This window comes from uncultured Dokdonia sp. (assembly GCF_947496725.1).
GTDB lineage: Bacteria > Bacteroidota > Bacteroidia > Flavobacteriales > Flavobacteriaceae > Dokdonia.
On record NZ_CANMDS010000001.1, the window covers coordinates 367812 to 388301 of the forward strand.

Genomic DNA, 20490 nt, shown 5'->3' on the forward strand with positions numbered 1-20490 from the left:
TAAAGAGCTGCCCAACAAATTGTTAAACTCTTAACCGCGGTCGTTAATTATTAAAAGCCTTTTTAATTCTATCAAGATTTTTCTTGTTGTCACGATCTTTAATGGTCTCGCGCTTGTCGTACGTTTTCTTACCCTTAGCTAGTGCAATCTCGAGTTTTGCAAAACCCTTCTCATTTGTAAAAAGTCTTAAGGGTACAATAGTAAGACCAGATTTATTAACCTCACGCTCCCATTTTTTGAGTTCGCGCTTGTTAAGAAGTAACTTGCGCTCACTCTTAGGGTTATGATTAAAGTAAGTAGCGTGTGAGTACTCTTGTACGGTCATATTAATTACAAACATCTCCCCTTGATCATTAAACTCACAAAAACTTTCGGCTATGGAGGCTTTACCCTCTCTTATAGCCTTAATCTCTGTACCAGCAAGTACAATACCTGCAACGAGCCTATCAAGTATCTCGTATTCAAAACGAGCTTTTCTGTTCTTTATGTTTACCGTATTTGACATTCTTACAAAGATACAATGTTACACGATTAATACTCATTTACGCTCTTAAAAAATACTAATGCACAACCCGTCTTGAGCACTTTTAAAATTATGGATTGTATTTTTGCATCCCTTTCATATAAATGTAAGCACATCTATTATTCCTCGACTATATCCTCCATATAACTAGCACTATGCACAGATTATTTTATATCGCTTTTTTATTACTACTTGCTACAAGTTGTACAACGCCAGCGCCTACTGCACAAGAGATTGTAGATAAGGCAATCGCCGCGTCTGGTGGCGAGGTAATTGCAAACTCTAGCATACATTTTAAATTTAGAAAGTATTACTATAGAGCTACTAGAAAAGACGGATTGAGAACATTAGAACGTTGCACAGACGCTGCTTGTCAAGTACAACAGGATGTTATAAAAAATAATGGAGAGTTTGTACGCTTTCGCGAAAGCGCTCCTACAACCCTTCCAGATAGTATGAAAAATCGCTATGCAAATAGTGTAAATTCTGTACACTACTTTTCTGTATTACCTTATGGCCTTAATGACCCAGCGGTGCGTAAATCACTTGTAGATGAAAGCGTTGTAAAAGGAGAGCCTTACTACCGTCTTAGAGTTACCTTTGCCCAAGAAGGTGGTGGTGAAGATTTTCAAGATGAGTATATGTACTGGATACACAAAAACCGCTACACGGTAGACTATCTTGCATATAATTACCAAACATCAGAAGGTGGGACACGTTTTAGAGAGGCTTACAATGAGCGCATTATAAACGGCATACGCTTTGTAGATTATCGCAATTACAAGCCAGAAGAGCAGTATCCACCATTGCAAACACTAGATGCACTTTATGAAAACAATAATCTTGATTTACTTAGCATTATTGAACTAGAGGATGTGGAGGTATCTAGTTGTCCCGCTTGCTAGTCTATAACTAGCGCTTCTTTTTTCTTAACCAGGTCTTTACCTTCTCCCCCAAGCTGCACGTGGTAGAGATGAAAATACTCAGACTCGTCTATTTCTTTAAACGCGTCTGGCTCACCGTATACAGCATTTGCAAAGTTTGGTGTTGTATTACTGTGGCCTACTACCACAACATTAAGTCCCGTCGTCGCAAGTTTAAAAGCTTCGTCGTTTAAAGCTCTGGGATCATATTTTTTTATAGCTAGGCTATTTGCCTTTGCCGTAGGCTCTGCCGTGCGCATAGTGCGTAAATAGTCTGTAGAGTAAACAGCGTCTATATCCTTATCTGTAAAAAAATCTTTCCAACGCTCTGCTCGCGCCTCTCCTTCTGGAGTGAGATCTGGATTACTATTAGACGGATCACTTAGCACTTTTTCGGCGTGACGAATGAAGTAATAATTAGTCACCTGCTCGGTAGTAGCTTTGTTTTTCTTCTGTCCATCACAGCTTACAGAGACGGTAATTAATACGAGTAATACTAAGAGTTTGCGCATCTTTAAAATAATTTTATACTCAAATATACATTTTTGTAAGGTCTTCTCTTTCTTAGCGACTTATATTTTGTCTTTCGCCCTTATATGCGTGACAGATAAAAAAATCTGCTATGAAAGAGCAAAATCCGTTTCTTATTAAGAAACGGATTTTGTGTTTTATTATACTAAGGAGTATTACGCTTTCGCGAAAGCGTAAAAAAAAACACAGCTTGATGAAGGCTGTGTTTTTTTAGTTTGTCTGATTTGCTCTACATTGAGAAATACTGTACCAGTGTGTAGGCAGAGATGAAAAATGTTGAGAGGATTACATATACCCCCAAAATGGTGTTTCTTCCCTGTCTAGGATCTCGTGCTGTTGTTGTTTTTGCTTGCGTTCTCATAATATCTGTTTTTATTGATTGATACTATAAAGACGAGGCACGAGAGTAATTGTTACAATTATGCTTCAGAATTTTCTTCAGAAATCTCATTTTGAGCATTTTCTGCGGCTTCTCGAGCAGCAGCAGCCTCCTCTTCGGCTTTTTGATTTTGAGCTACTAAGGTTTTTATCTTACGCAGTTTTGAAGTCCATACATTAAGATCTTCTTTATGACGTGCGATGTTTTTATGCACCTCTACCACCATAGGGTTATCATCTGCCACGTGCTGGAAGAAACCTAGATTGTTCTCTAGCTGGTTAATCTCTGCTTTAGTCTCATCTATTTTCTTTCTAATAAAGAAACGTTCCTTTTCTATAGCGCGGTCATCTGCCCCGCCTGCCATAATTTGCACACGGTTTTCATACTTGATGAGCTCTGCTTCTTTCTTATCTATATCAAGTTGTTTAAAGAGACCGTCTAGTACTTTATTAAAGTCTTGATCTATATTCTTTTTTGAGTAAGGAACACGACCTATACCCTTCCACTGGTCTATAAATTCTTTAATAGTCGCAAGATCTGCAGTACGCTCGCCTGTCATCTTTGTTTCCTTAACGGTATTCATTAAGGCTTGTTTTTTATCAAGATTTTCTTGCTCGCCAGCGCTTGCTTGCTTTTTAGAATCTTTAAGGCGGTCAAAAAAGTGATTACAAGCATCTTTAAATTGCTTCCATACCTTGTCACTATCTTTACGTGGTACGTGACCTATTTTCTTCCAGTCTGCCTGTATGCGCTTCATCACATCTAGCGTTCCTTTTATGTCATCGCTATCTTTGTGGTCTTCGGCTATTTGTACAAGCTCTTGCTTCTTTGTAAGGTTATCGTACTGTTCTTTCTTTTGAGATTTATAGAAGCCGTTCTTTTTTTGATTAAATAGCTTTGTTGCTTCTTTAAAAGCTGCCCACGTGTCTTCATTATTTTCTTTTGGGACTTTACCAGCCTTAAAGAATTCCTCACGCAGTGCTTCTACTTTTTTAATCTTTTCTTGTACGCTCTTATGAGACTTTATATCATCTTGTGCTACTTCTTTTATTTGAGCAATGATGTTATTTTTAATCTCAAGATTTTTAACCCATACAAGCTCTATCTCTTTTTGCTTCTCATCACGAGCATCGTGTATCTTCTTTGTAGCAGCACTAAATTTATCCCAGATTGCGTCACTATGTTCACGCGCTACAGGACCTATTTCCTCTTTCCACATACGGTGTAAGAGTTGTAGTTCTTTAAAAGCCTTATTGATATTAGGCTCTGCTCCTAGCTCTTCTGCTCTCTCTATGAGCAGTAGCTTTTTATCCAGATTTTCTTTAAAGTGTCTATCTCTAAAGTCACGGTTAAGGTGCAAGAGTTCATAAAACGCATCTACATTAAAGTAGTAATCGTTCCAAACAAGGTTGTAGCGATCACGAGGTATATTACCTGCATTATTCCAGCGTTCTTGAATGTCTTTAAATTTATTGAAAGTAGTATTTACACTCTCAGCACCACCTAGCTCTTTACTTAAAGCCTTCACCTCATCTATAAGCGATTGACGTTCTGCGAGGTTTGCATTTTGATCCTTACGCTTGCGTTCATAAAACTCTTGGCGCTTGTTTCTATACTCATAATACACCTCGTTATATGCCTTTTTAAGTGGCGAGAAGTATCTAAAATCTATAATGTTACCGCCTTCCTCTAGAAAAGCAGCCTTAGCCTCTTCTTGCTCTTTATCAAACTGAGCATTTATAACCGTACTTATCTCCTCTACGTGCTCCTTTATAGCAGTTACTTTCTCATTTTTAATAAGTGATTGTAACTCCTCTATAAGCTCTTCTTTTGTAAGAGTAGTATAGTCTTTTTTAGGTATTTCTTTTACCACTGGTGCAGCCGGTGCTACTTCTGTAGTTTCTGGTGTTGCAGCAGCTTGATCTGGAGAAGCAACTTCTTCTGCATCAATCTCAGATGCCACCTCAGCATCATCTGGAAGTTGTGTTGCATTTGCCTCTGCAGCCAGTGCTTCTATTTCTTCATTCATAGTGCGATCTGTTGCTGGCGCCGTTTCTTCTAGATGTTCTTCTACTTTTGGGTCTTGAGGTTTCTTCTCTTCAGACATATCTTTCAATGTTAGGGTTCTATTTTATAAGAAGTAAATATACTATTTAGTGCGCACATAGGGCAATAATCTAGTGCTAGCTATTCCAGATGCTCCAAGAGGCCTCTGCTTGTAATTCTAGCATTCTAAATCCGTTTATAATTTGAGCACCTTGTTGCAATGCTTTAGTTAGAAAAGTAGACTGCTCAGGATTATAAATAAGATCAAAAGCTATATGAGAATCGCCTATATATTGATACGGTATCGCTGGCGCCATCTCAACCTCTGGAAAAGTTCCTACGGGTGTTGTATTTACTATAAAAGTGTGATCTTTTATGATTTGCTCATTGAGATCTTCATATTGTAATGAGGTGTTAGAACGCTTTCGCGAAACAAAGGTGCACTCAACCCCTAGCTGTTGCATTGCATAATGCACGGCTTTTGACGCCCCTCCAGTACCTAAAATCAAACATTTATAAGAAGATGAAGAAAGAACTGTCTCATCAAAATCACAAAAATGACTCTCACCAAAACGCTCTAGTAATGAATCTCTAAAACCTATATAATCTGTATTATAACCCGTAAGTGCGCCATCATCTTCCGTCTTAACGGTATTTACAGCACCTATAGCGGCTGCGTGTGCGTCAAGTCTATCTAAAAAAGGAATAATATCTTGTTTATAAGGTATAGTGACATTATACCCTACGGCAGATTTTGCTAGGAGTACCTCTTGCATAGCAGCAGCATCTGGCACATCAAAATTTATATATTGTGCCTTTACATCTTGCTTATCAAACTTCTCTTTAAAATATCCTCTTGAGAAGGAGTAGCCTATATCTTTTCCAAAAAGGCCATACTTAACTAGTACGTCTTGTTCTCTCTCCATATTTACCTAGTGCAACGACCATAAAAATACCTGCAAGTATAAAAAATATGGCGAGCACATTTTCAATATTTAACGCTGTAGGCAAGTAACGGTCGTAATTATCTAATATTGGTGTTCCGTTTATATCTAGTGCAATTTCTCCTGCAATGTCGCGTTCAAAAACTTCTGTTTTCCAGGGCCAAACTACGCCCAGCGAACCTATAATAAAACCTAGTATTGCAGCATTAGTCTCCCATTTAAACTTTTTAAACAAATAACTTAAAAAATGAGAAATAGTAACAAGGCCAGTAAGTGATCCCAAAGAAAAAACGATCAAAACAGTAAGTAATCGCATATGTACTGGGTCATCTATAAAAGAAAAGTCTCCAGAAAATGTTTTTGTTATTGTTACAAATAATGCATTTACAGAATCCACAAGTAGTAGCACATAATTACCTAGTAAGATAAGTATAAAAGAACCTGAGAGACCTGGTAATGTCATCCCAGAAACACCTATAATACCACAAATAAAGACAAAGAGAAGATTATCATTTTCTTGTGCGGGCTCCATAAGACTTATAGCTACACCAAAAATAACCCCTGAAATAAGCATTACGATATTGCGATTAGTCCACTCTTCAAAATCTTTACCTATATAGTATATAGAACCTATTATCATACCAAAGAAAGCACTCCACACTAACAAGGGGTAATTTCTTATAGCTAGATCTAGTAATAATGAAACACTAAAATAACTTATGAGCATTCCTAAAATAAGGAGTCCTAAAAATCGTCCATTTATGTATTGCCAGAAACTACGAAAACGCCCTCCAAAAAGTAGCCGTAAGGCTTTGCCATTTACCTTTTGAAGCGAGTATATAAACTCTTCATAAAACCCAGCTACATAGGCTACAACTCCTCCAGACACTCCCGGAACTTTATTTGCAGCACCCATTGCTAGGCCTTTAAGTACGAGCCAGAGCTTATCAGAAAGCGATCTAGTCTCAGTCTGCATATACCTTCTTTTTACCTGCAGCTCTTTCTAATAATAAGATTAATGCAAATCCTACAACGGCAAATATTACGGCATATAGTACCTGTGGATCTCCGTCAAAGGTTGATGGGAGTATACTCTTTGCCTCTACCGCAACCTCATCACCGTGCCTATCTATACGTGTAGATAAGACTTTTTTCCAAGGCCATATTTTGTTAAGTGATCCTACCATAAAACCGGTAAGTACAGCTAGGGTTATTTCTTTTTTATGCTCAAACATCCACTTAAGGATTTTTGAAAAGAGTTTAAGTCCCACAACACACCCTAAAGCAAAGAGTATGATTTTCCAGATAGCACTTCTAAGGAGTGACCAGTCTCGAGTAAGCAATGCGTCTTGAGCATCTGTAATTGTGCCTAGCACCATCCCATAAGAACCCAGTAGCACAAGTATAAAAGAACCAGAAACTCCAGGTAAAATCATTGCGATAATAGCAATACAACCAGAGACAAAATAAAACCACCACGCGTTAGGCGCTTCTGTAGGTACGGCTATTGTGATAAAATATGCAACTGCAACACCTAGAATTAATGCTATGATTGTGATTGCATTCCATTTTGAAATTTGTTTTCCTATATAAACAATACTTGCAAGTACAAGACCAAAGAAAAAAGACCATAAAAGAATAGGATATACATCAAGCAGATATTTTATAACTCGAGCAAGTGAGAGTATACTTATGGCTACTCCTAAAAATAAACTTCCTAAAAATTTAAGATTGTATTGCGCTATTGCAGCTTTTACTCCTTCCTTTTTCCAGACTTTAAAAATTCCAAAGTCTAGTTTATCTATTGTTTCTATAAGTTCTTGATAGATACCAGATATAAATGCAATGGTACCTCCAGATACACCGGGAACCACATCTGCTGCTCCCATTGCCATTCCTTTTAAGATAACAAATACGTAAGCGAGTGAAGTTTTTGGCATAGGATTATTTTAAAGTCTTAGCTAAAATACTAGCTTTCACTTTACATACCTATTTTTAAACAAAATTTTAGAATTTGCTAGTTTGAGTGTTTCTCAATTAACTCACGCACTTCCTTCTTTGCCGCCACGTAAGGAAAAAGTTCATCTATAATTATAGAAAATTCGGCATCTAATTTTAGACCATTTTTTAAAAAGTAGCGCCCTTGTATGTCACTCCCTTGCGCATAGTTAAGACCTGCCAGTCTAAAAGCTACCTCTGCATTTTCTGGATAAAATTCTATAGCCTGCGTTAGATTTATAACCGCTGCATTATGCTCACCTAGTTGTAAAAGTATATCTGCTCTGTTTAACCAAGTTTCAAGTTCATAATTACCCAGTTCTAATGTACGGCGATACCCTTCTTCTGCCTCTTCATAAAACTTAAGCCTGTGATTAATTTTTGCATAACGTTTCCAGTAAAGTACGTTATCGCTATCTATATTAATCGCTTTGTTTATATAATATAATGCCTTTTGAAAGTTGAGACGTTTTTTATAAAAATCTGTAATGGCAATCCACCCATTATCTAGTAAAGGATCTTCGTGCACACAGCGCTCAAAATGCTTTATAGCAAGTTCATCACTTCCTAACTTATCATAGCATTTACCCATACGCAGTAAAGCAAAAGATGTAGGATCTTCTAACTCAAGTGTAATCTGGTAATTTTCTAAAGCCTCATTATAACGACCTAATTTTTCTAGCACTTTACCTTTCTCAAGGTAAGCTCCTACAAAACGGTCATCACTTATAATGGCAAAATCATAGGCTGAGAGTGCTTTTTCATACTCCTTAAGTCCAAAATATTGTTTCCCCACTTGATGCCAAGCTACTTCACAATAAGGATTATTGTTTAAAAACATATTGAGGTAATCTATAGCTTCTGTGTGCTGCTCTAAAAAATCAAAACAATAAATTACATTATAAAGCGCACTATAATCTTGCTCGTCTACCTCTAGGCACTTCATAAAACTAAGCTTAGCATTTTGGAAATCTTCTATAAAAAGATATTCCATCCCTATGAGATTATAAACATCTGCAGGATCGTTAGTAAGATCTATAGCTTGCTCTAGTAAGTAAATAGCCTTTTTGTGATCATCCTGCTTGCTATAAATATTTGCCTTCTGGATAAAAACTTCTTCATTATGTGGTTCTAGTTCGTGTAGCTCTGTAAGAATTTGTTCGGCTTTTTCAAATTTGTTTTCAAAGATGAAAAGCTCTGCTTTAAAAAGTCTAAGGTTTGATGATGTGGGATGCTGCTCTAGACCTAGCTTTACAGCTTTTCGCGCAAGCGCAATTTTACCACTCTCGATATAGTAATTTGCAATATTTTCAAACTCTTCTGCGTCAAAAAAAAGAACATCATTAGTCTTTAACATAGACTCAAAACGAGTGAGCGATACACTATTTCCTTCTTGGCTAAAATCCATAGGCGACATTTTAAAATTACTCTTAATATAAATGTAGTAATACTTAAGAGTGATGTTGAGATTATACAACATAGTTGTCAACATAGTAATGAACAGCCAATAATCGCGCCAAACTGAACTTATGTCACATCTCTACTTAAAGTGCTGATAATAAAATCATATCATCTTAAAATTCTAGATTTTTGTAACTTTTACTCATTAAGAATGTCTTATTGACACAATAACCCTTATGAGCAACATACTATATAAAGAGACACAATATTTCCGTACACTTATTCTTATACTTTTACTGGTAGTCGTTATTCTGGCAGCTACAAATGTATATTTGAGTAATGCAGAGACTGCCGCTAGTCCCGCTATTTATATAACGACTACTTTGCTTTTTACAGGGATTATTGTCCTTTTTTACAAGCTAGATATTATCATTACAAAAGATGAAGCTATATTAAGTTTTGGGATAGGTCTTGTTAAGAGAAAAATAGCTACTAACCGTCTAGACCTTGCAAGTACAAAAATCTTAAAGACAACATTGCTCTGGGGAATAGGCTATAGATTTACTCCACACGGCACGCTTTTTAACACACGGCTAGGTAAAGCCATTCACATTAAAACAAAGAATAAAAACTCAGAGTTCTTTGTGGTGACAGATAATATGGACGCTATAAAAACTGCTGTAAAAAAAGCTCAAAGCATTAGTAATACTTAGACTTACCTAGGTAATCTTTTATAATTTCATTCCACTCAGGGCCTATACGTAAAGCGGTTGTATAAGGGATGGCATATAGATTATCATAATCTGTATATCCAGATTTTAATAATTCTTCTAGATAAAAAAGAGAAGCATTAATATCTCCCTCGCGAGCACTAAGTCCTATAACTTGTATAAAAGCATCCTGGTTAGAAGGGCTTACAAGTGTGCGTAAGATATTTACAAAAAGTAATTTTTCTGGCGTGCTATTTTGTGCCTTTACAATCTCATATTGCTGCTCTACACTGTTTTGTACAAATCCTTTAAGACGTATAGCCGCCTTACGCTCTTGTTTACTACTTGCAGTACTATCTATTTTTACATCTAGCTCATCCATCTGGTAACTCCACCAGCCTAGGTTATCAAAAAATGCCTTTTGCGTGTCTTCTGCTAGGTAATACTTAAAATCTTCTGCTAGTAGACCTTCACCATACGCAATTACAGTACTCCTATCACGCTTAGCGCGTAAGGCTTTATTAAAACGTATCTCCTTTGCGAGTTCTTTCTGGCTGTCTATATCAAGTATTTTCTTATACTTAGTTTTAAGCGCTGTCACAAAGTTATATGCATAAACGTGCTTTTGCTTTTTGTACAATAAATCTGCAAAGGCCATATCTGTATCATAAAATTGCTGCACGCGCTCTTTTTCTACATCCTCATCTATTAAAATATCTGTAAGCGCTGTCGCTAGGTAACCAGATTCTGGCAGATCACCTCCATCATACACGTGGTAACCCTTTATAAATTTATCTAAGCTATATCCTGTACCATAAGCACGTAGTTTATAGAACTGCTTACCCTCATCTGGTGAGAGTATAGACACCTTAAGTTTTGGGTTTTTACTAAGAAGCTTCTTGTCTAAAAATGCATCTCCCACCGCAATAAGACCATAAGTACTATTAGACAACTGCGCGCTGGTACTCGTTACTAAACTTGCATCGCCAAAACCCGCAAGAATGATCTTGTCACGATCTATAGCATACTGATCATAAGAGCGGTTTATCAACTCCGCCATCTGTTTTAGTGCCGGCTTTATCGTGCTATCTAGCTCATAATTTGCTCCTATAACAATACTACTCGTGAGCGCAGCACCTATAGAAAACTGTTGTGTAATGAGATCTCCCCTTCCTTTCTCATCAAAAACAAACACTACAGGATATTTGCTCTGTGCATCATAATCTCTAGGTAGATATATCGCATATGTTTTATCAGAAGTAGGGTCTTGCTTAACCTTGGGGTACACCATACCAGGCGTAATGGCAGATTGCCCAAAAGTGATAGATGTAATAAGGAGTAAAAAATAAAATTTGCGCATACAGTATAATAATGAATATTGCAGGTATCAAAAACCGTGCACAAAATAAAGGTAGCACATTCTAAACGTACTTTTATAAAGATGTTGCAATAATTATTTCCGTATTTTTAGAAGTACAAATCAATCCAAATGAAACACAAGATTCTATTACTGACTGTGGTTTTTTACGCTTTCGCGAAAGCGTTATCACCACAACTACACGCACAAGATTATTTTACAGGCAAGTATGCTCCTTTTGACTCCGCCATCCCGTCACCTGCAGAGTTTCTGGGGTACGATATAGGCGAGCAACATACCCGTCACGACCAGATTGTAGCTTACTTGCAAGAACTAGCAGAGGTATCAAACCAGGCTACTATAGCACAGTACGGCAAGTCACACGAAAGCCGAAAGCTGGTTATGCTCACCATATCTACTGCAGAAAATCTCGCAAACTTGACGGCCATTAAAAAACAGCATCTCGCCTTTGTAGACACAAAGCAAAATGTGACTAATTATAATGAAGTACCCGTTTTTATACAACTAGGATATAATGTGCACGGTAATGAACCATCAAGTTCTGAGGCGGCATTGCTTACCGCATACACACTAGTAGCATCAAAGCATCCAGATATTATAAACTACCGTAAAAACAGTGTTATCTTTTTAGACCCTACCATAAACCCAGATGGTCGCGATCGCCACACACAGTGGGCAAATAGTTATAAAGGCTCACCACTTGTATCTGATAATATAGACGCAGAGCATACAGAAATGTGGCCACGCGGAAGGACAAATCACTACTGGTTTGACCTCAACAGAGACTGGTTACTCGCTATTAACCCAGAGAGCCGTGGCAAACTAGACTGGTATCACGACTGGTACCCTAATGTAGTTACAGATTTTCACGAGATGGGTACAAACAGCACACACTTCTTTGAGCCTATGTTACCTATAGGAAGTAAAGACCCTATTATGCCTAAGGAAAATTATGAGGAGCTCAATAACCTTTTTGCGCCATACTTCTCTAGTGCGCTAGATGAGATAGGGAGTTTTTATTTTACAAAAGAAGCCTTTGACGGCACCTACCCAGGCTACGGATCTTCATATCCAGATTTACAAGGAGCTCTCGCCTTACTTTTTGAGCAAGCAAGTAGCCGTGGTCATTTACAAGACACAGATTTTGGTACCATTAGTTTTCCATTTACAATAAGAAACCAGTTTACATCTGGAATGGCTACCGTAAAGGCCGCTGTAGAGAACAAAGCTAGACTACGCGAGTATCAACAAGAGTTCTTTAAAAGCGCCTTTAAGAAAGGAAAAACAGATCAAGCAGCCGCATACGAGTTTGGTGATCCTTATGATGCAAATAGAACAAAGGCTTTTATAGACAAACTCTTAAAGCACCGTATTAAACTATATGATAAAGGTGATGGTCGTTATGTAGTGCCTACTAACCAAGCTCAAAAAAGAATGGTTCAATCATTTTTTGAAACTTATAGCACCTACCGTGATAGTGTTTACTATGATGCCAGTGCGTGGTCTGTAGGTAACTTTTACAATATGCGTTATAAAGGTTTGAACAGCACCCCGAGTTTAGGAAAAGAGATCACCACAACAGATAATTTAGTACGCGTAACGCCACTTACAAAAACAAGCTATGCATACCTTGTAGATTATGATGATTATAATACACCAGCACTACTTAACTACCTACAAAAAGAAGGACTCGTGCTTGCCACCGCTTTTAAACCGTTTACAGTAAATACTACAAGTGGTATAAGGGATTTTAATTATGGTACACTTATGCTACCAGTAAGTCGTCAAGATGAGACCGAAGATGAAGTATATGACATACTAGCAGCTGCACAGCAGAAATATCAAGTCCCTATTTATGCGGCAAATACTGGCTTTAGCATAAAAGGAATTGATTTAGGAAGTCGCAACTTTCAAAAAATAGACGCTCCTAAAGCACTTATGGTTATAGGTAACGGTACTAGCTCTTATGAAGCTGGAGAGGTATGGCACTTGCTTGACACACGTGTGCATATGCCTATCACAAAAGTGATGATGAGCAACTTTAACCGTGTAGATTTAAGTAAGTTCAACACGCTAGTGATGGTATCTGGTAACTACAACGCCATATCAGATAGACAGCAAAAAAACTTGAAAGCTTGGATTGCTCAAGGCAATACTCTTATTACTTCTGGAACTGCGAGTAGCTGGGCTATAAAATCAAAAATTGCTACGGGCAAACTCACAAAAGATAAGAAAGAAGACTCCACAAAGACCGAAGAGCGCAAACCTTATGTAAACAAAGGTCCTAACCGTGGTAAGGAGCGTCTAGGCGGAGCTATTTTTGAGGTAGATCTAGACTTAACACACCCACTCGCTTTTGGCTACAGATATAACACACTACCTGTTTATAAGAACAATAACGTATGGTTACAACCTTCAAAAAGTGAGTATAACACCGTTGCACAATACACAGACACACCGCATATAGACGGATTTATATCTGATAAAAACTTAAATGACTATATGAAAAAGAGTGCCTCACTTATCGTTTCTCCGCAAGGTAGAGGTCGTGTGGTCCTTTTTGCAGATAATCCTAACTTTAGAGGAAGCTGGTACGGTACCAATAAACTCTTTCTTAACGCAATCTTCTTCGGGAGTTTAATAAACTAGTTATGTATAAATCAATTATCACATTTATATGCGGAGTATTGTTTTTTTCCGCTTTCGCGAAAGCGCAATCACCCCTACAAGAAGGTCCTTTTAATCAGCTCATCATACGTGGCGTAACGCTCATAAATGGTAATGGAGCACCACCGATAAGTCCTGTAGATATCGTAGTAGAAGGAAATAAAATCACCGAAATTAAAGTAGTAGGATATCCAGGTGTAGCGATTAACGAAGCAAAACGCCCAAAACTACGTGCAGGCGGAAAAGAGCTAGATGCAAATGGAATGTACCTTTTACCAGGGTTTGTAGATTGTCACGTGCACATAGGTGGAGAAGCTCAAGGAGCAGATCCAGATTATGTTTTTAAACTATGGATGGCGCACGGCGTTACGACCGTACGTGAGGTTTCTGGTAGGAGTCGTGACTTTACATTAGACCTCAAGAAAAAATCTGCAAGCAATAGCATCATCGCACCACGTATTATCTCGCATACAGGCTTTGGCCAAGGTAGTAAAGAGACTATAACTACTGCACAACAAGCAAGAGCTTGGGTCCAAAATAATAGCAAAAATGATTCAGACGGGATTAAGTTTTTTGGCGCTCCACCAGAGGTTATGCAAGCAGCTCTTGAAGAAAACAAGAAACTGGGACTTACCTCATCTATGCACCACGCTCAAATGAGCGTCGCACGCTGGAATGTACTTAACAGTGCCCGTGCTGGACTTACCTCTATGGAGCACTGGTATGGATTACCAGAAGCACTGTTTGAAAACACGACGGTACAAAACTATCCGCTTGACTATAATTATAATAATGAGCAACACCGTTTTGGCGAAGCAGGACGCCTATGGGCGCAAGCGGCTAAACCAGGGTCTGAAAAATGGAATGCAGTTATGGAGGAGCTTATCGCTCTAGATTTCACACTAGATCCTACCTTTAATATTTATGAAGCCAGTCGTGACTTAATGAGAGCAAGAAGAGCCGAGTGGCACGAAGACTACACCCTTCCTTCCTTATGGAGATTTTACCAACCTAGTAAAATATCACACGGTAGCTACTGGCACTTCTGGGGCACAGAAGAAGAAGTACACTGGAAAAACAACTACCGTATGTGGATGGCTTTTGTAAATGAATATAAAAACAGAGGTGGTCGTGTAACTGTAGGTACAGATTCTGGCTTTATTTTTCAGTTATATGGATTTGCATACCCTAGAGAGTTAGAATTACTTAGGGAAGCAGGTTTTCACCCTCTGGAAGTGATAAGAGCGGCAACCCTCAATGGGGCAGAATTGCTTAATATGGACGACCAAGTAGGCTCTGTAGAAGTAAATAAACTTGCAGACTTTGTCATTGTAGAAGAAAACCCATTGCAAAATCTCAAAGTACTTTATGGAACAGGCGCTATAAAACTAACAGATGATAATGAAGTGGTGCGTGTAGGTGGAGTTAAGTACACTATAAAAGACGGGATAATCTATGATGCAAAAGAACTTTTGAGAGATGTAAAAAGCCAAGTAGATAAGGCAAAAAAGGAAGAAAACTTCACGTTAAAACAACCGGGAGTTAATGATTAAATAATATATTTTATGATTTCACATCAGATAAACTGCATAATTTTATCGCTGTAACGGAAATACTCGTAAAATGTAGTGTTCAAAAATTTTTAAATTACTTAGACGCAACCTTTTACATATTTTAGTATCTATAAAGTGAAACCATAAAACTATCAAGATGATACGCATTGAATTTAATAACAAACTGATCCTAATTAATAAGTCTATACTTATTGTATCTGTGATTATACTTGCCTTATGTGCAATGTTATTTGTTTTTATGTAGCTATTATATCTACAATAACTTTTATATATAAAAACGCCCCATACAGTTATGTATGGGGCGTTTCTCATTGTATGTAATTACTTACCTTACTAACTTCTTGTATTTAATACGCTTAGGCATTAAATCACCACCTAATCGCTTTTTCTTATTTGCCTCATATTCTGAGAAACTACCCTCAAAGAAATACACTTGACTATCTCCCTCAAAAGCAAGAATGTGAGTACATATACGATCTAAGAACCAGCGGTCGTGACTAATTACTACCGCACAGCCTGCAAAGTTCTCTAGTCCTTCTTCTAGCGCTCTTAGTGTGTTTACATCAAGGTCGTTTGTAGGCTCATCCAGTAATAGTACGTTTCCTTCCTCTCTTAAAGTCATCGCAAGGTGTAAACGGTTGCGCTCACCACCAGATAGTGTTGCAACTTTCTTATTTTGCTCACTACCTGAGAAGTTAAATCTACTTAGGTATGCCCTAGAGTTTACTTCCTTACCGCCCATCATTACAAGCTCTTGCTCGTCTGAGAAGTTTTGCCAGATAGTTTTCTCTGGGTCTATATTGCTGTGACTCTGGTCTACATATGCGATTTGAGCAGTCTCTCCTACGTTAAAGGTTCCTTTATCTGGAGCCTCCTCACCCATAATCATTTTAAAGATAGTAGTCTTACCAGCTCCGTTAGGACCTATAATACCTACGATACCAGCCTGCGGCAAGTTAAAATTGAGGTCTTCATACAGTAACTTATCGCCAAAGGCTTTACTCACTCCAGATGCCTCAATAACATTAGTACCAAGACGTGGCCCATTAGGGATATAGATCTCAAGCTTCTCATCTACTTGCTTTTGATCTTGACTCATCATCTTGTCATAGTTCTGTAAACGTGCTTTTTGTTTAGTCTGGCGCCCTTTTGCTCCTTGACGTACCCACTCTAGCTCTCGCTCTAACGTTTTTTGTCTTTTTGAAGCGGTCTTACTCTCTTGCGCCATACGCTTAGACTTCTGGTCTAGCCAAGAAGAGTAGTTTCCTTTCCAAGGGATTCCCTCTCCTCTATCCAGCTCTAATATCCATCCCGCTACGTTATCAAGGAAGTAACGGTCGTGAGTTACAGCTATTACCGTTCCTTTATATTGTGCAAGGTGGTGCTCTAACCAGTGTACAGACTCTGCGTCAAGGTGGTTAGTAGGCTCATCTAGTAATAACACATCTGGCTCTTGTAATAATAATCTACATAAAGCTACACGACGCTTTTCTCCTCCAGAGAGTACACATACTTTTTGATCTGCCGGTGGGGTGCGTAGTGCATCCATCGCGATCTCTAGTTTTGTATCTAGCTCCCAGGCACCGCGAGCATCTATCTCATCTTGTAAAACTGCCTGGCGTGCCATAAGCTTATCCATCTTATCTGCATCTGAGTATACCTCTTCTAGACCAAATGAATCATTGATTTTATTGTACTCATCAAGAATAGCAACCGTTTCGGCAGCTCCTTCTTTTACAATCTCAAGAACCGTTTTTTCTGGATCTAGCTTAGGCTCTTGCTCAAGATACCCTACAGAAAACTCTTTATCTGAAGTTACATCTCCCTGAAAGTTTGTATCTAATCCTGCGATGATTTTCATCAACGTAGATTTACCAGAACCGTTAAGACCTAAGATCCCTATTTTTGCTCCATAAAAGAAGCTTAGGTATATCTTTTTAAGTACAGGTGTCTGTGCTCCAGGAAACGTCTTTGAAACGCCCTGCATTGAAAAAATGATCTTTTTATCGTCGCTCATAATTTGGCTTTTGGCTCTAAGCTGTATGCTTTAAGCTAGTTGGTTTATTGTTAGTACGCTTTCGCGAAAGCGGAAGGCAAAAATACAAAATATCGCTACTATTCTCCCTCTAAAACGGCACGCATCGCCTTAGCCTTGAGTAAGCACTCTTCATACTCACTATCTGGTTCAGAACCAGCAGTGATGGCTCCGCCTACTGAGTATGAGATGTATTGTTTCTCTGCATTGTAGAGTATACTGCGTATGACTACATTAAAATCAAAATCGCCTGCCGGGGTAAAATAGCCCACTGAGCCGCTGTATAAACCCCGCTTTGACTCTTCTAATGACTCTATGATTTGCATTGCTCGCAATTTTGGCGCACCGGTCATACTTCCCATTGGGAAGGTGCTACGTATTACATCTACCGGTGAGATACCTAAGCCTAGTTGTGAGGTAACGGTTGATATCATTTGGTGAACTTGCTTAAAGGGATACACCTCGCATAACTCCTCTACTACAACAGATCCTCTGCGGGCTGTGCGAGACAAGTCGTTGCGTACGAGATCTACAATCATTATGTTTTCTGAGCGCTCTTTTGGGTTTTGTTGTAACGCTTTCGCGAAAGCGTAATCCTCCTCCTCATTATCACTACGTCTAGCCGTTCCCTTTATGGGCTGGGTAACAATCTTCTCTCCTATTTTTTTAATATACCGCTCTGGCGTTGCCGAAAGTAAATACTGATCTTCCATCCTTAAGTAGGTGGCAAACGGTGGGGTACTTATTGCATTGAGTCGCTCATATGTTTCTAGCGGATCGATGGCGCCTGTTGCATAAAACTCTTGACACATATTTGCCTCATAAATATCACCTCTGTGTATGTGGGCAAGCATCTCACGTACCTTTTCTTTATAAGCTTCTTTGTGAATCTTGAGTTTAATAGATAATGGGTCTGCAGGGATATATGGTTGATAGTTTACACCATTTATTATCTCCTTATAATCCTCTTCTATCTCATCATCTACCATACCTAGGTAGTGCATCTCGAGGGTGTCACCTTTGAGTAAAAAAACCTTTTTGGGCTGAAAGAAATATAAGTCTGCAAAGTCGAGACTGTCATCATTTTTTGATGTAAGTCGCTCAGTATCATTCTTAAGATCATAACTGAGGTATCCAAAAATCCAATCTTTTGTTGTACTTTGATACTCCTCCAGTTGATCAAAAGCTCCTTGATAGTCAGTCTTTAGACTTGTAAAAGCATCTACTGCTAGTATGGCCTCGTACTCAGGATAATTTTGTCGCTCGTAACTGTTACTATCAAGCCACACAATGTCTTCATACTGCTGTGCCCAAGAAAGTAGTTGTTTCTTAAAGGCATTAAGGTCTGTTATAGTTATGGTTTTAGTAGTACGATTCACAACGGTAAAAATACACAAGAATGAGACGGATATAAATTGATGTTAAAAACATTTTTATTTGAAAAAAAGTTATTAACCTAGTGGTCTGGTAGACTAATAAATATTTAAACACATAACACACTGATACTATGGTATCCAAAGCATTACAAGCCACCTATAGAGAGCGACTTTTTAGACACTTAGACGGTATCGTTACCGCCCCATCTGCGTTTTCGCTTCACAAAAAGGGCGTGACCACATATATATTAGACAAAAAAGAGGTCACAATTGGTGATTTGTCATCAACCTTTGATGCAAATGAGGGATACCTCAACGTGGCATTGCGACTACTAGCCTCACAAGGATGGCTCGTGCAGCACATAAATAACAGCACAAATACGGTTACTTATAGTATAAATGAGCATACAGCAACAGCTTTTGCACTATTCCCGCTTTATGAAGAGGTAACAGCACTACAAAAGCTTTCTGAAAATTACCATTTTAGAAAATTTGAGGTAGCTCCTTTTAAAATGTTACAAGATATTTTTTCAAAATACCGCGATCATTATGGTATCACACTATCACAAAATCCAGCAGAGAGAACAATACAAGAGCAAGTACTTGCTCATATAGAAGGAAGTATACTAGGTCCTACTCTTGTACACCTGTCTATGAATGGGGCTTTTCATAAATACTTTATGCAGGCAAGCTTTAGGCCAGAAGAGTTTCACGCAGATGGAGAGAACTTTAAAAAACTATTAGACATACTCACTTATTTTGAACTGTTTACTCGCAAAGAACACACGTATCAATTTACAGACAAAGGACTGTTCTTTGCAAAGAGAGCCAGCGCATACGGCGTGACTGTTTCTTACATACCTACCTTGCGTAAGCTTGACGATCTGCTTTTTGGTAATGCGCTAGCGGCAAAATCACAAGGTGACGGTAGCCAAGAAGGACACGTAGACAGAGCTATGAATGTATGGGGAAGCGGTGGTGCGCACGCTACCTACTTTAAAGTGGTAGATACTATTATACTTGATATTTTTAATAAACCTCTAGACGAGCAACCTAAAGGGATATTAGATATGGGCTGCGGTAACGGTGCTTTTTTAATACACCTTTACAATCTTATTGAGCGTCACACACTACGTGGCAAGCATCTAGATGAACACCCACTTATACTAGTAGGAGCAGATTATAACCAGACAGCAATAGATATTACTAAGCAAAATCTGATCCAAGCCGAAATATGGGCAAAAGTGATGTGGGGAGATATAGGTGACCCAGACAGACTTGCTGCCGACTTACAGGAGGAGTATGACATCACGCTAGGAGATCTTCTTAATGTGCGTTCTTTCTTAGATCATAATCGTGTATGGAAAGCCCCAGCGCAGTCTACAAAGAGTCCAAGCACATCTACTGGAGCCTTTGCATATGAGGGCGCTCGCATTTCAAATAACGATGCTGAAGCCTCGCTTGCAGAACATTTTGGAAAATGGTCTCCATATACTGGAAAACACGGTTTATTACTCATAGAGTTACATAGTGTACCTCCAGCAATCGCGGCAGATTATATAGGAAAAACAGCCGTAACCGCCTATGATGCTACGCACGGCTACTCAGATCAATTTATAGTAGAAGTACCTGTTTTCCATAAAGTGCTAGATAGTATAGGTATGAAGAGAGATGAAAAACTAAGTAAAAAATTTCCAAATAATGATGCTGCAACGGTAACCGTAAATCTTTTTAGACACTAGATTGAGTTATCTTTGCTATTATGGAAGAGAAGCAGCAACAACCTAATAACCCGTTACACGGGGTAAAACTTGTAGACATCTTAGAGTTTCTGGTAACTAACTATGGCTGGAAAGAAATGAGTCTACAGGTAGATATAAATTGTTTCAAAAAAGATCCTTCTATAAAATCTAGTCTCAAATTTTTGAGACGTACTCCCTGGGCTAGAGAAAAAGTAGAGCAATTATACCTGCAATCTATATAAAAAAAACGCGTTATCAATAAC

17 protein-coding genes are annotated in these 20490 nt (G+C 38.4%); 6 read left to right on the plus strand and 11 right to left on the minus strand.

Annotated features, from left to right (window positions below; genetic code table 11):
- Nucleotides 1-43 precede the first annotated feature (43 nt).
- Nucleotides 44-505, minus strand: a complete 462-nt coding sequence (smpB, locus tag Q0948_RS01655) for an SsrA-binding protein SmpB (RefSeq protein ID WP_021778605.1) — start codon at nt 503-505, stop codon at nt 44-46.
- A gap of 173 nt (nt 506-678) precedes the next feature.
- Here smpB and Q0948_RS01660 point away from each other — a divergent pair, with 173 nt between their 5' ends.
- Nucleotides 679-1428 carry a DUF6503 family protein gene (locus Q0948_RS01660; protein WP_298348143.1) on the plus strand — a complete coding sequence of 250 codons (750 nt, stop codon included), beginning with the start codon at nt 679-681 and terminating at the stop codon, nt 1426-1428.
- Here Q0948_RS01660 and Q0948_RS01665 read toward each other — a convergent pair.
- The 7 genes from Q0948_RS01665 to Q0948_RS01695 all read right to left on the minus strand — a co-directional run bounded on the left by Q0948_RS01665 (nt 1425) and on the right by Q0948_RS01695 (nt 8752).
- Nucleotides 1425-1958 (minus strand): histidine phosphatase family protein, encoded by a 534-nt coding sequence (locus Q0948_RS01665; RefSeq protein ID WP_298348141.1) that lies wholly within the window; start codon nt 1956-1958, stop codon nt 1425-1427. The genes Q0948_RS01660 and Q0948_RS01665 overlap by 4 nt on opposite strands.
- Before the next feature lie 248 nt (nt 1959-2206).
- Nucleotides 2207-2338: a hypothetical protein gene (locus Q0948_RS01670; protein WP_257724723.1), complete on the minus strand. Its 132-nt coding sequence runs from the start codon at nt 2336-2338 to the stop codon at nt 2207-2209.
- A 58-nt stretch (nt 2339-2396) separates the two neighbouring features.
- On the minus strand, nt 2397-4463 hold the full coding sequence (locus Q0948_RS01675) for a DUF349 domain-containing protein (protein WP_298348794.1): 2067 nt from the start codon (nt 4461-4463) through the stop codon (nt 2397-2399).
- A 76-nt stretch (nt 4464-4539) separates the two neighbouring features.
- Nucleotides 4540-5328, minus strand: coding sequence for a shikimate dehydrogenase (locus tag Q0948_RS01680; RefSeq protein ID WP_298348136.1), 789 nt, complete (start codon nt 5326-5328; stop codon nt 4540-4542).
- Nucleotides 5300-6322: a DUF368 domain-containing protein gene (locus tag Q0948_RS01685; RefSeq protein WP_298348134.1), complete on the minus strand. Its 1023-nt coding sequence runs from the start codon at nt 6320-6322 to the stop codon at nt 5300-5302. The genes Q0948_RS01680 and Q0948_RS01685 overlap by 29 nt, the downstream gene beginning before the upstream one ends.
- Entirely contained in the window at nt 6312-7286 is a 975-nt protein-coding gene (locus Q0948_RS01690; protein ID WP_298348132.1) for a DUF368 domain-containing protein, read from the minus strand. The genes Q0948_RS01685 and Q0948_RS01690 overlap by 11 nt, the downstream gene beginning before the upstream one ends.
- Nucleotides 7287-7363: 77 nt before the next feature.
- A complete protein-coding gene (locus tag Q0948_RS01695; protein ID WP_298348130.1) occupies nt 7364-8752 on the minus strand; it encodes a tetratricopeptide repeat protein in 1389 nt (462 codons plus the stop codon).
- Between the two features lie 229 nt (nt 8753-8981).
- Here Q0948_RS01695 and Q0948_RS01700 point away from each other — a divergent pair, with 229 nt between their 5' ends.
- Nucleotides 8982-9458, plus strand: a complete 477-nt coding sequence (locus Q0948_RS01700) for a hypothetical protein (RefSeq protein WP_298348128.1) — start codon at nt 8982-8984, stop codon at nt 9456-9458.
- Here Q0948_RS01700 and Q0948_RS01705 read toward each other — a convergent pair.
- A complete protein-coding gene (locus Q0948_RS01705) occupies nt 9445-10815 on the minus strand; it encodes a hypothetical protein (protein WP_298348126.1) in 1371 nt (456 codons plus the stop codon). The genes Q0948_RS01700 and Q0948_RS01705 overlap by 14 nt on opposite strands.
- A gap of 129 nt (nt 10816-10944) precedes the next feature.
- On the opposite strand from Q0948_RS01705, the gene Q0948_RS01710 reads away from it, so the two are divergent.
- Both Q0948_RS01710 and Q0948_RS01715 read left to right on the plus strand, forming a co-directional pair.
- Nucleotides 10945-13482: a M14 family zinc carboxypeptidase gene (locus Q0948_RS01710; RefSeq protein WP_298348123.1), complete on the plus strand. Its 2538-nt coding sequence runs from the start codon at nt 10945-10947 to the stop codon at nt 13480-13482.
- 2 nt (nt 13483-13484) lie between these two features.
- Entirely contained in the window at nt 13485-15053 is a 1569-nt protein-coding gene (locus tag Q0948_RS01715; RefSeq protein ID WP_298348121.1) for an amidohydrolase family protein, read from the plus strand.
- 346 nt (nt 15054-15399) lie between these two features.
- Here Q0948_RS01715 and ettA read toward each other — a convergent pair whose 3' ends face one another.
- Both ettA and pabB read right to left on the minus strand, forming a co-directional pair.
- Entirely contained in the window at nt 15400-17091 is a 1692-nt protein-coding gene (ettA, locus tag Q0948_RS01720; RefSeq protein WP_298348119.1) for an energy-dependent translational throttle protein EttA, read from the minus strand.
- A 98-nt stretch (nt 17092-17189) separates the two neighbouring features.
- A complete protein-coding gene (gene pabB, locus Q0948_RS01725) occupies nt 17190-18488 on the minus strand; it encodes an aminodeoxychorismate synthase component I (protein WP_298348117.1) in 1299 nt (432 codons plus the stop codon).
- A gap of 128 nt (nt 18489-18616) precedes the next feature.
- Between pabB and Q0948_RS01730 the strand changes: the two genes are divergently transcribed.
- Nucleotides 18617-20227 (plus strand): class I SAM-dependent methyltransferase, encoded by a 1611-nt coding sequence (locus Q0948_RS01730; protein WP_298348115.1) that lies wholly within the window; start codon nt 18617-18619, stop codon nt 20225-20227.
- Nucleotides 20228-20247: 20 nt separating this feature from the next.
- Nucleotides 20248-20469: a VF530 family DNA-binding protein gene (locus Q0948_RS01735; RefSeq protein ID WP_021778590.1), complete on the plus strand. Its 222-nt coding sequence runs from the start codon at nt 20248-20250 to the stop codon at nt 20467-20469.
- Nucleotides 20470-20490: the final 21 nt, after the last annotated feature.

What these genes read in the sequence shown, in the direction of transcription:
- smpB (WP_021778605.1), bottom strand. Translation starts at nt 505, where the DNA reads ATGTCAAATACGGTAAACATAAAGAACAGAAAAGCTCGTTTTGAATAC.
- Q0948_RS01660 (WP_298348143.1), top strand. Translation starts at nt 679, where the DNA reads ATGCACAGATTATTTTATATCGCTTTTTTATTACTACTTGCTACAAGT.
- Q0948_RS01665 (WP_298348141.1), bottom strand. Translation starts at nt 1,958, where the DNA reads ATGCGCAAACTCTTAGTATTACTCGTATTAATTACCGTCTCTGTAAGC.
- Q0948_RS01670 (WP_257724723.1), bottom strand. Translation starts at nt 2,338, where the DNA reads ATGAGAACGCAAGCAAAAACAACAACAGCACGAGATCCTAGACAGGGA.
- Q0948_RS01675 (WP_298348794.1), bottom strand. Translation starts at nt 4,463, where the DNA reads ATGTCTGAAGAGAAGAAACCTCAAGACCCAAAAGTAGAAGAACATCTA.
- Q0948_RS01680 (WP_298348136.1), bottom strand. Translation starts at nt 5,328, where the DNA reads ATGGAGAGAGAACAAGACGTACTAGTTAAGTATGGCCTTTTTGGAAAA.
- Q0948_RS01685 (WP_298348134.1), bottom strand. Translation starts at nt 6,322, where the DNA reads ATGCAGACTGAGACTAGATCGCTTTCTGATAAGCTCTGGCTCGTACTT.
- Q0948_RS01690 (WP_298348132.1), bottom strand. Translation starts at nt 7,286, where the DNA reads ATGCCAAAAACTTCACTCGCTTACGTATTTGTTATCTTAAAAGGAATG.
- Q0948_RS01695 (WP_298348130.1), bottom strand. Translation starts at nt 8,752, where the DNA reads ATGGATTTTAGCCAAGAAGGAAATAGTGTATCGCTCACTCGTTTTGAG.
- Q0948_RS01700 (WP_298348128.1), top strand. Translation starts at nt 8,982, where the DNA reads ATGAGCAACATACTATATAAAGAGACACAATATTTCCGTACACTTATT.
- Q0948_RS01705 (WP_298348126.1), bottom strand. Translation starts at nt 10,815, where the DNA reads ATGCGCAAATTTTATTTTTTACTCCTTATTACATCTATCACTTTTGGG.
- Q0948_RS01710 (WP_298348123.1), top strand. Translation starts at nt 10,945, where the DNA reads ATGAAACACAAGATTCTATTACTGACTGTGGTTTTTTACGCTTTCGCG.
- Q0948_RS01715 (WP_298348121.1), top strand. Translation starts at nt 13,485, where the DNA reads ATGTATAAATCAATTATCACATTTATATGCGGAGTATTGTTTTTTTCC.
- ettA (WP_298348119.1), bottom strand. Translation starts at nt 17,091, where the DNA reads ATGAGCGACGATAAAAAGATCATTTTTTCAATGCAGGGCGTTTCAAAG.
- Q0948_RS01730 (WP_298348115.1), top strand. Translation starts at nt 18,617, where the DNA reads ATGGTATCCAAAGCATTACAAGCCACCTATAGAGAGCGACTTTTTAGA.
- Q0948_RS01735 (WP_021778590.1), top strand. Translation starts at nt 20,248, where the DNA reads ATGGAAGAGAAGCAGCAACAACCTAATAACCCGTTACACGGGGTAAAA.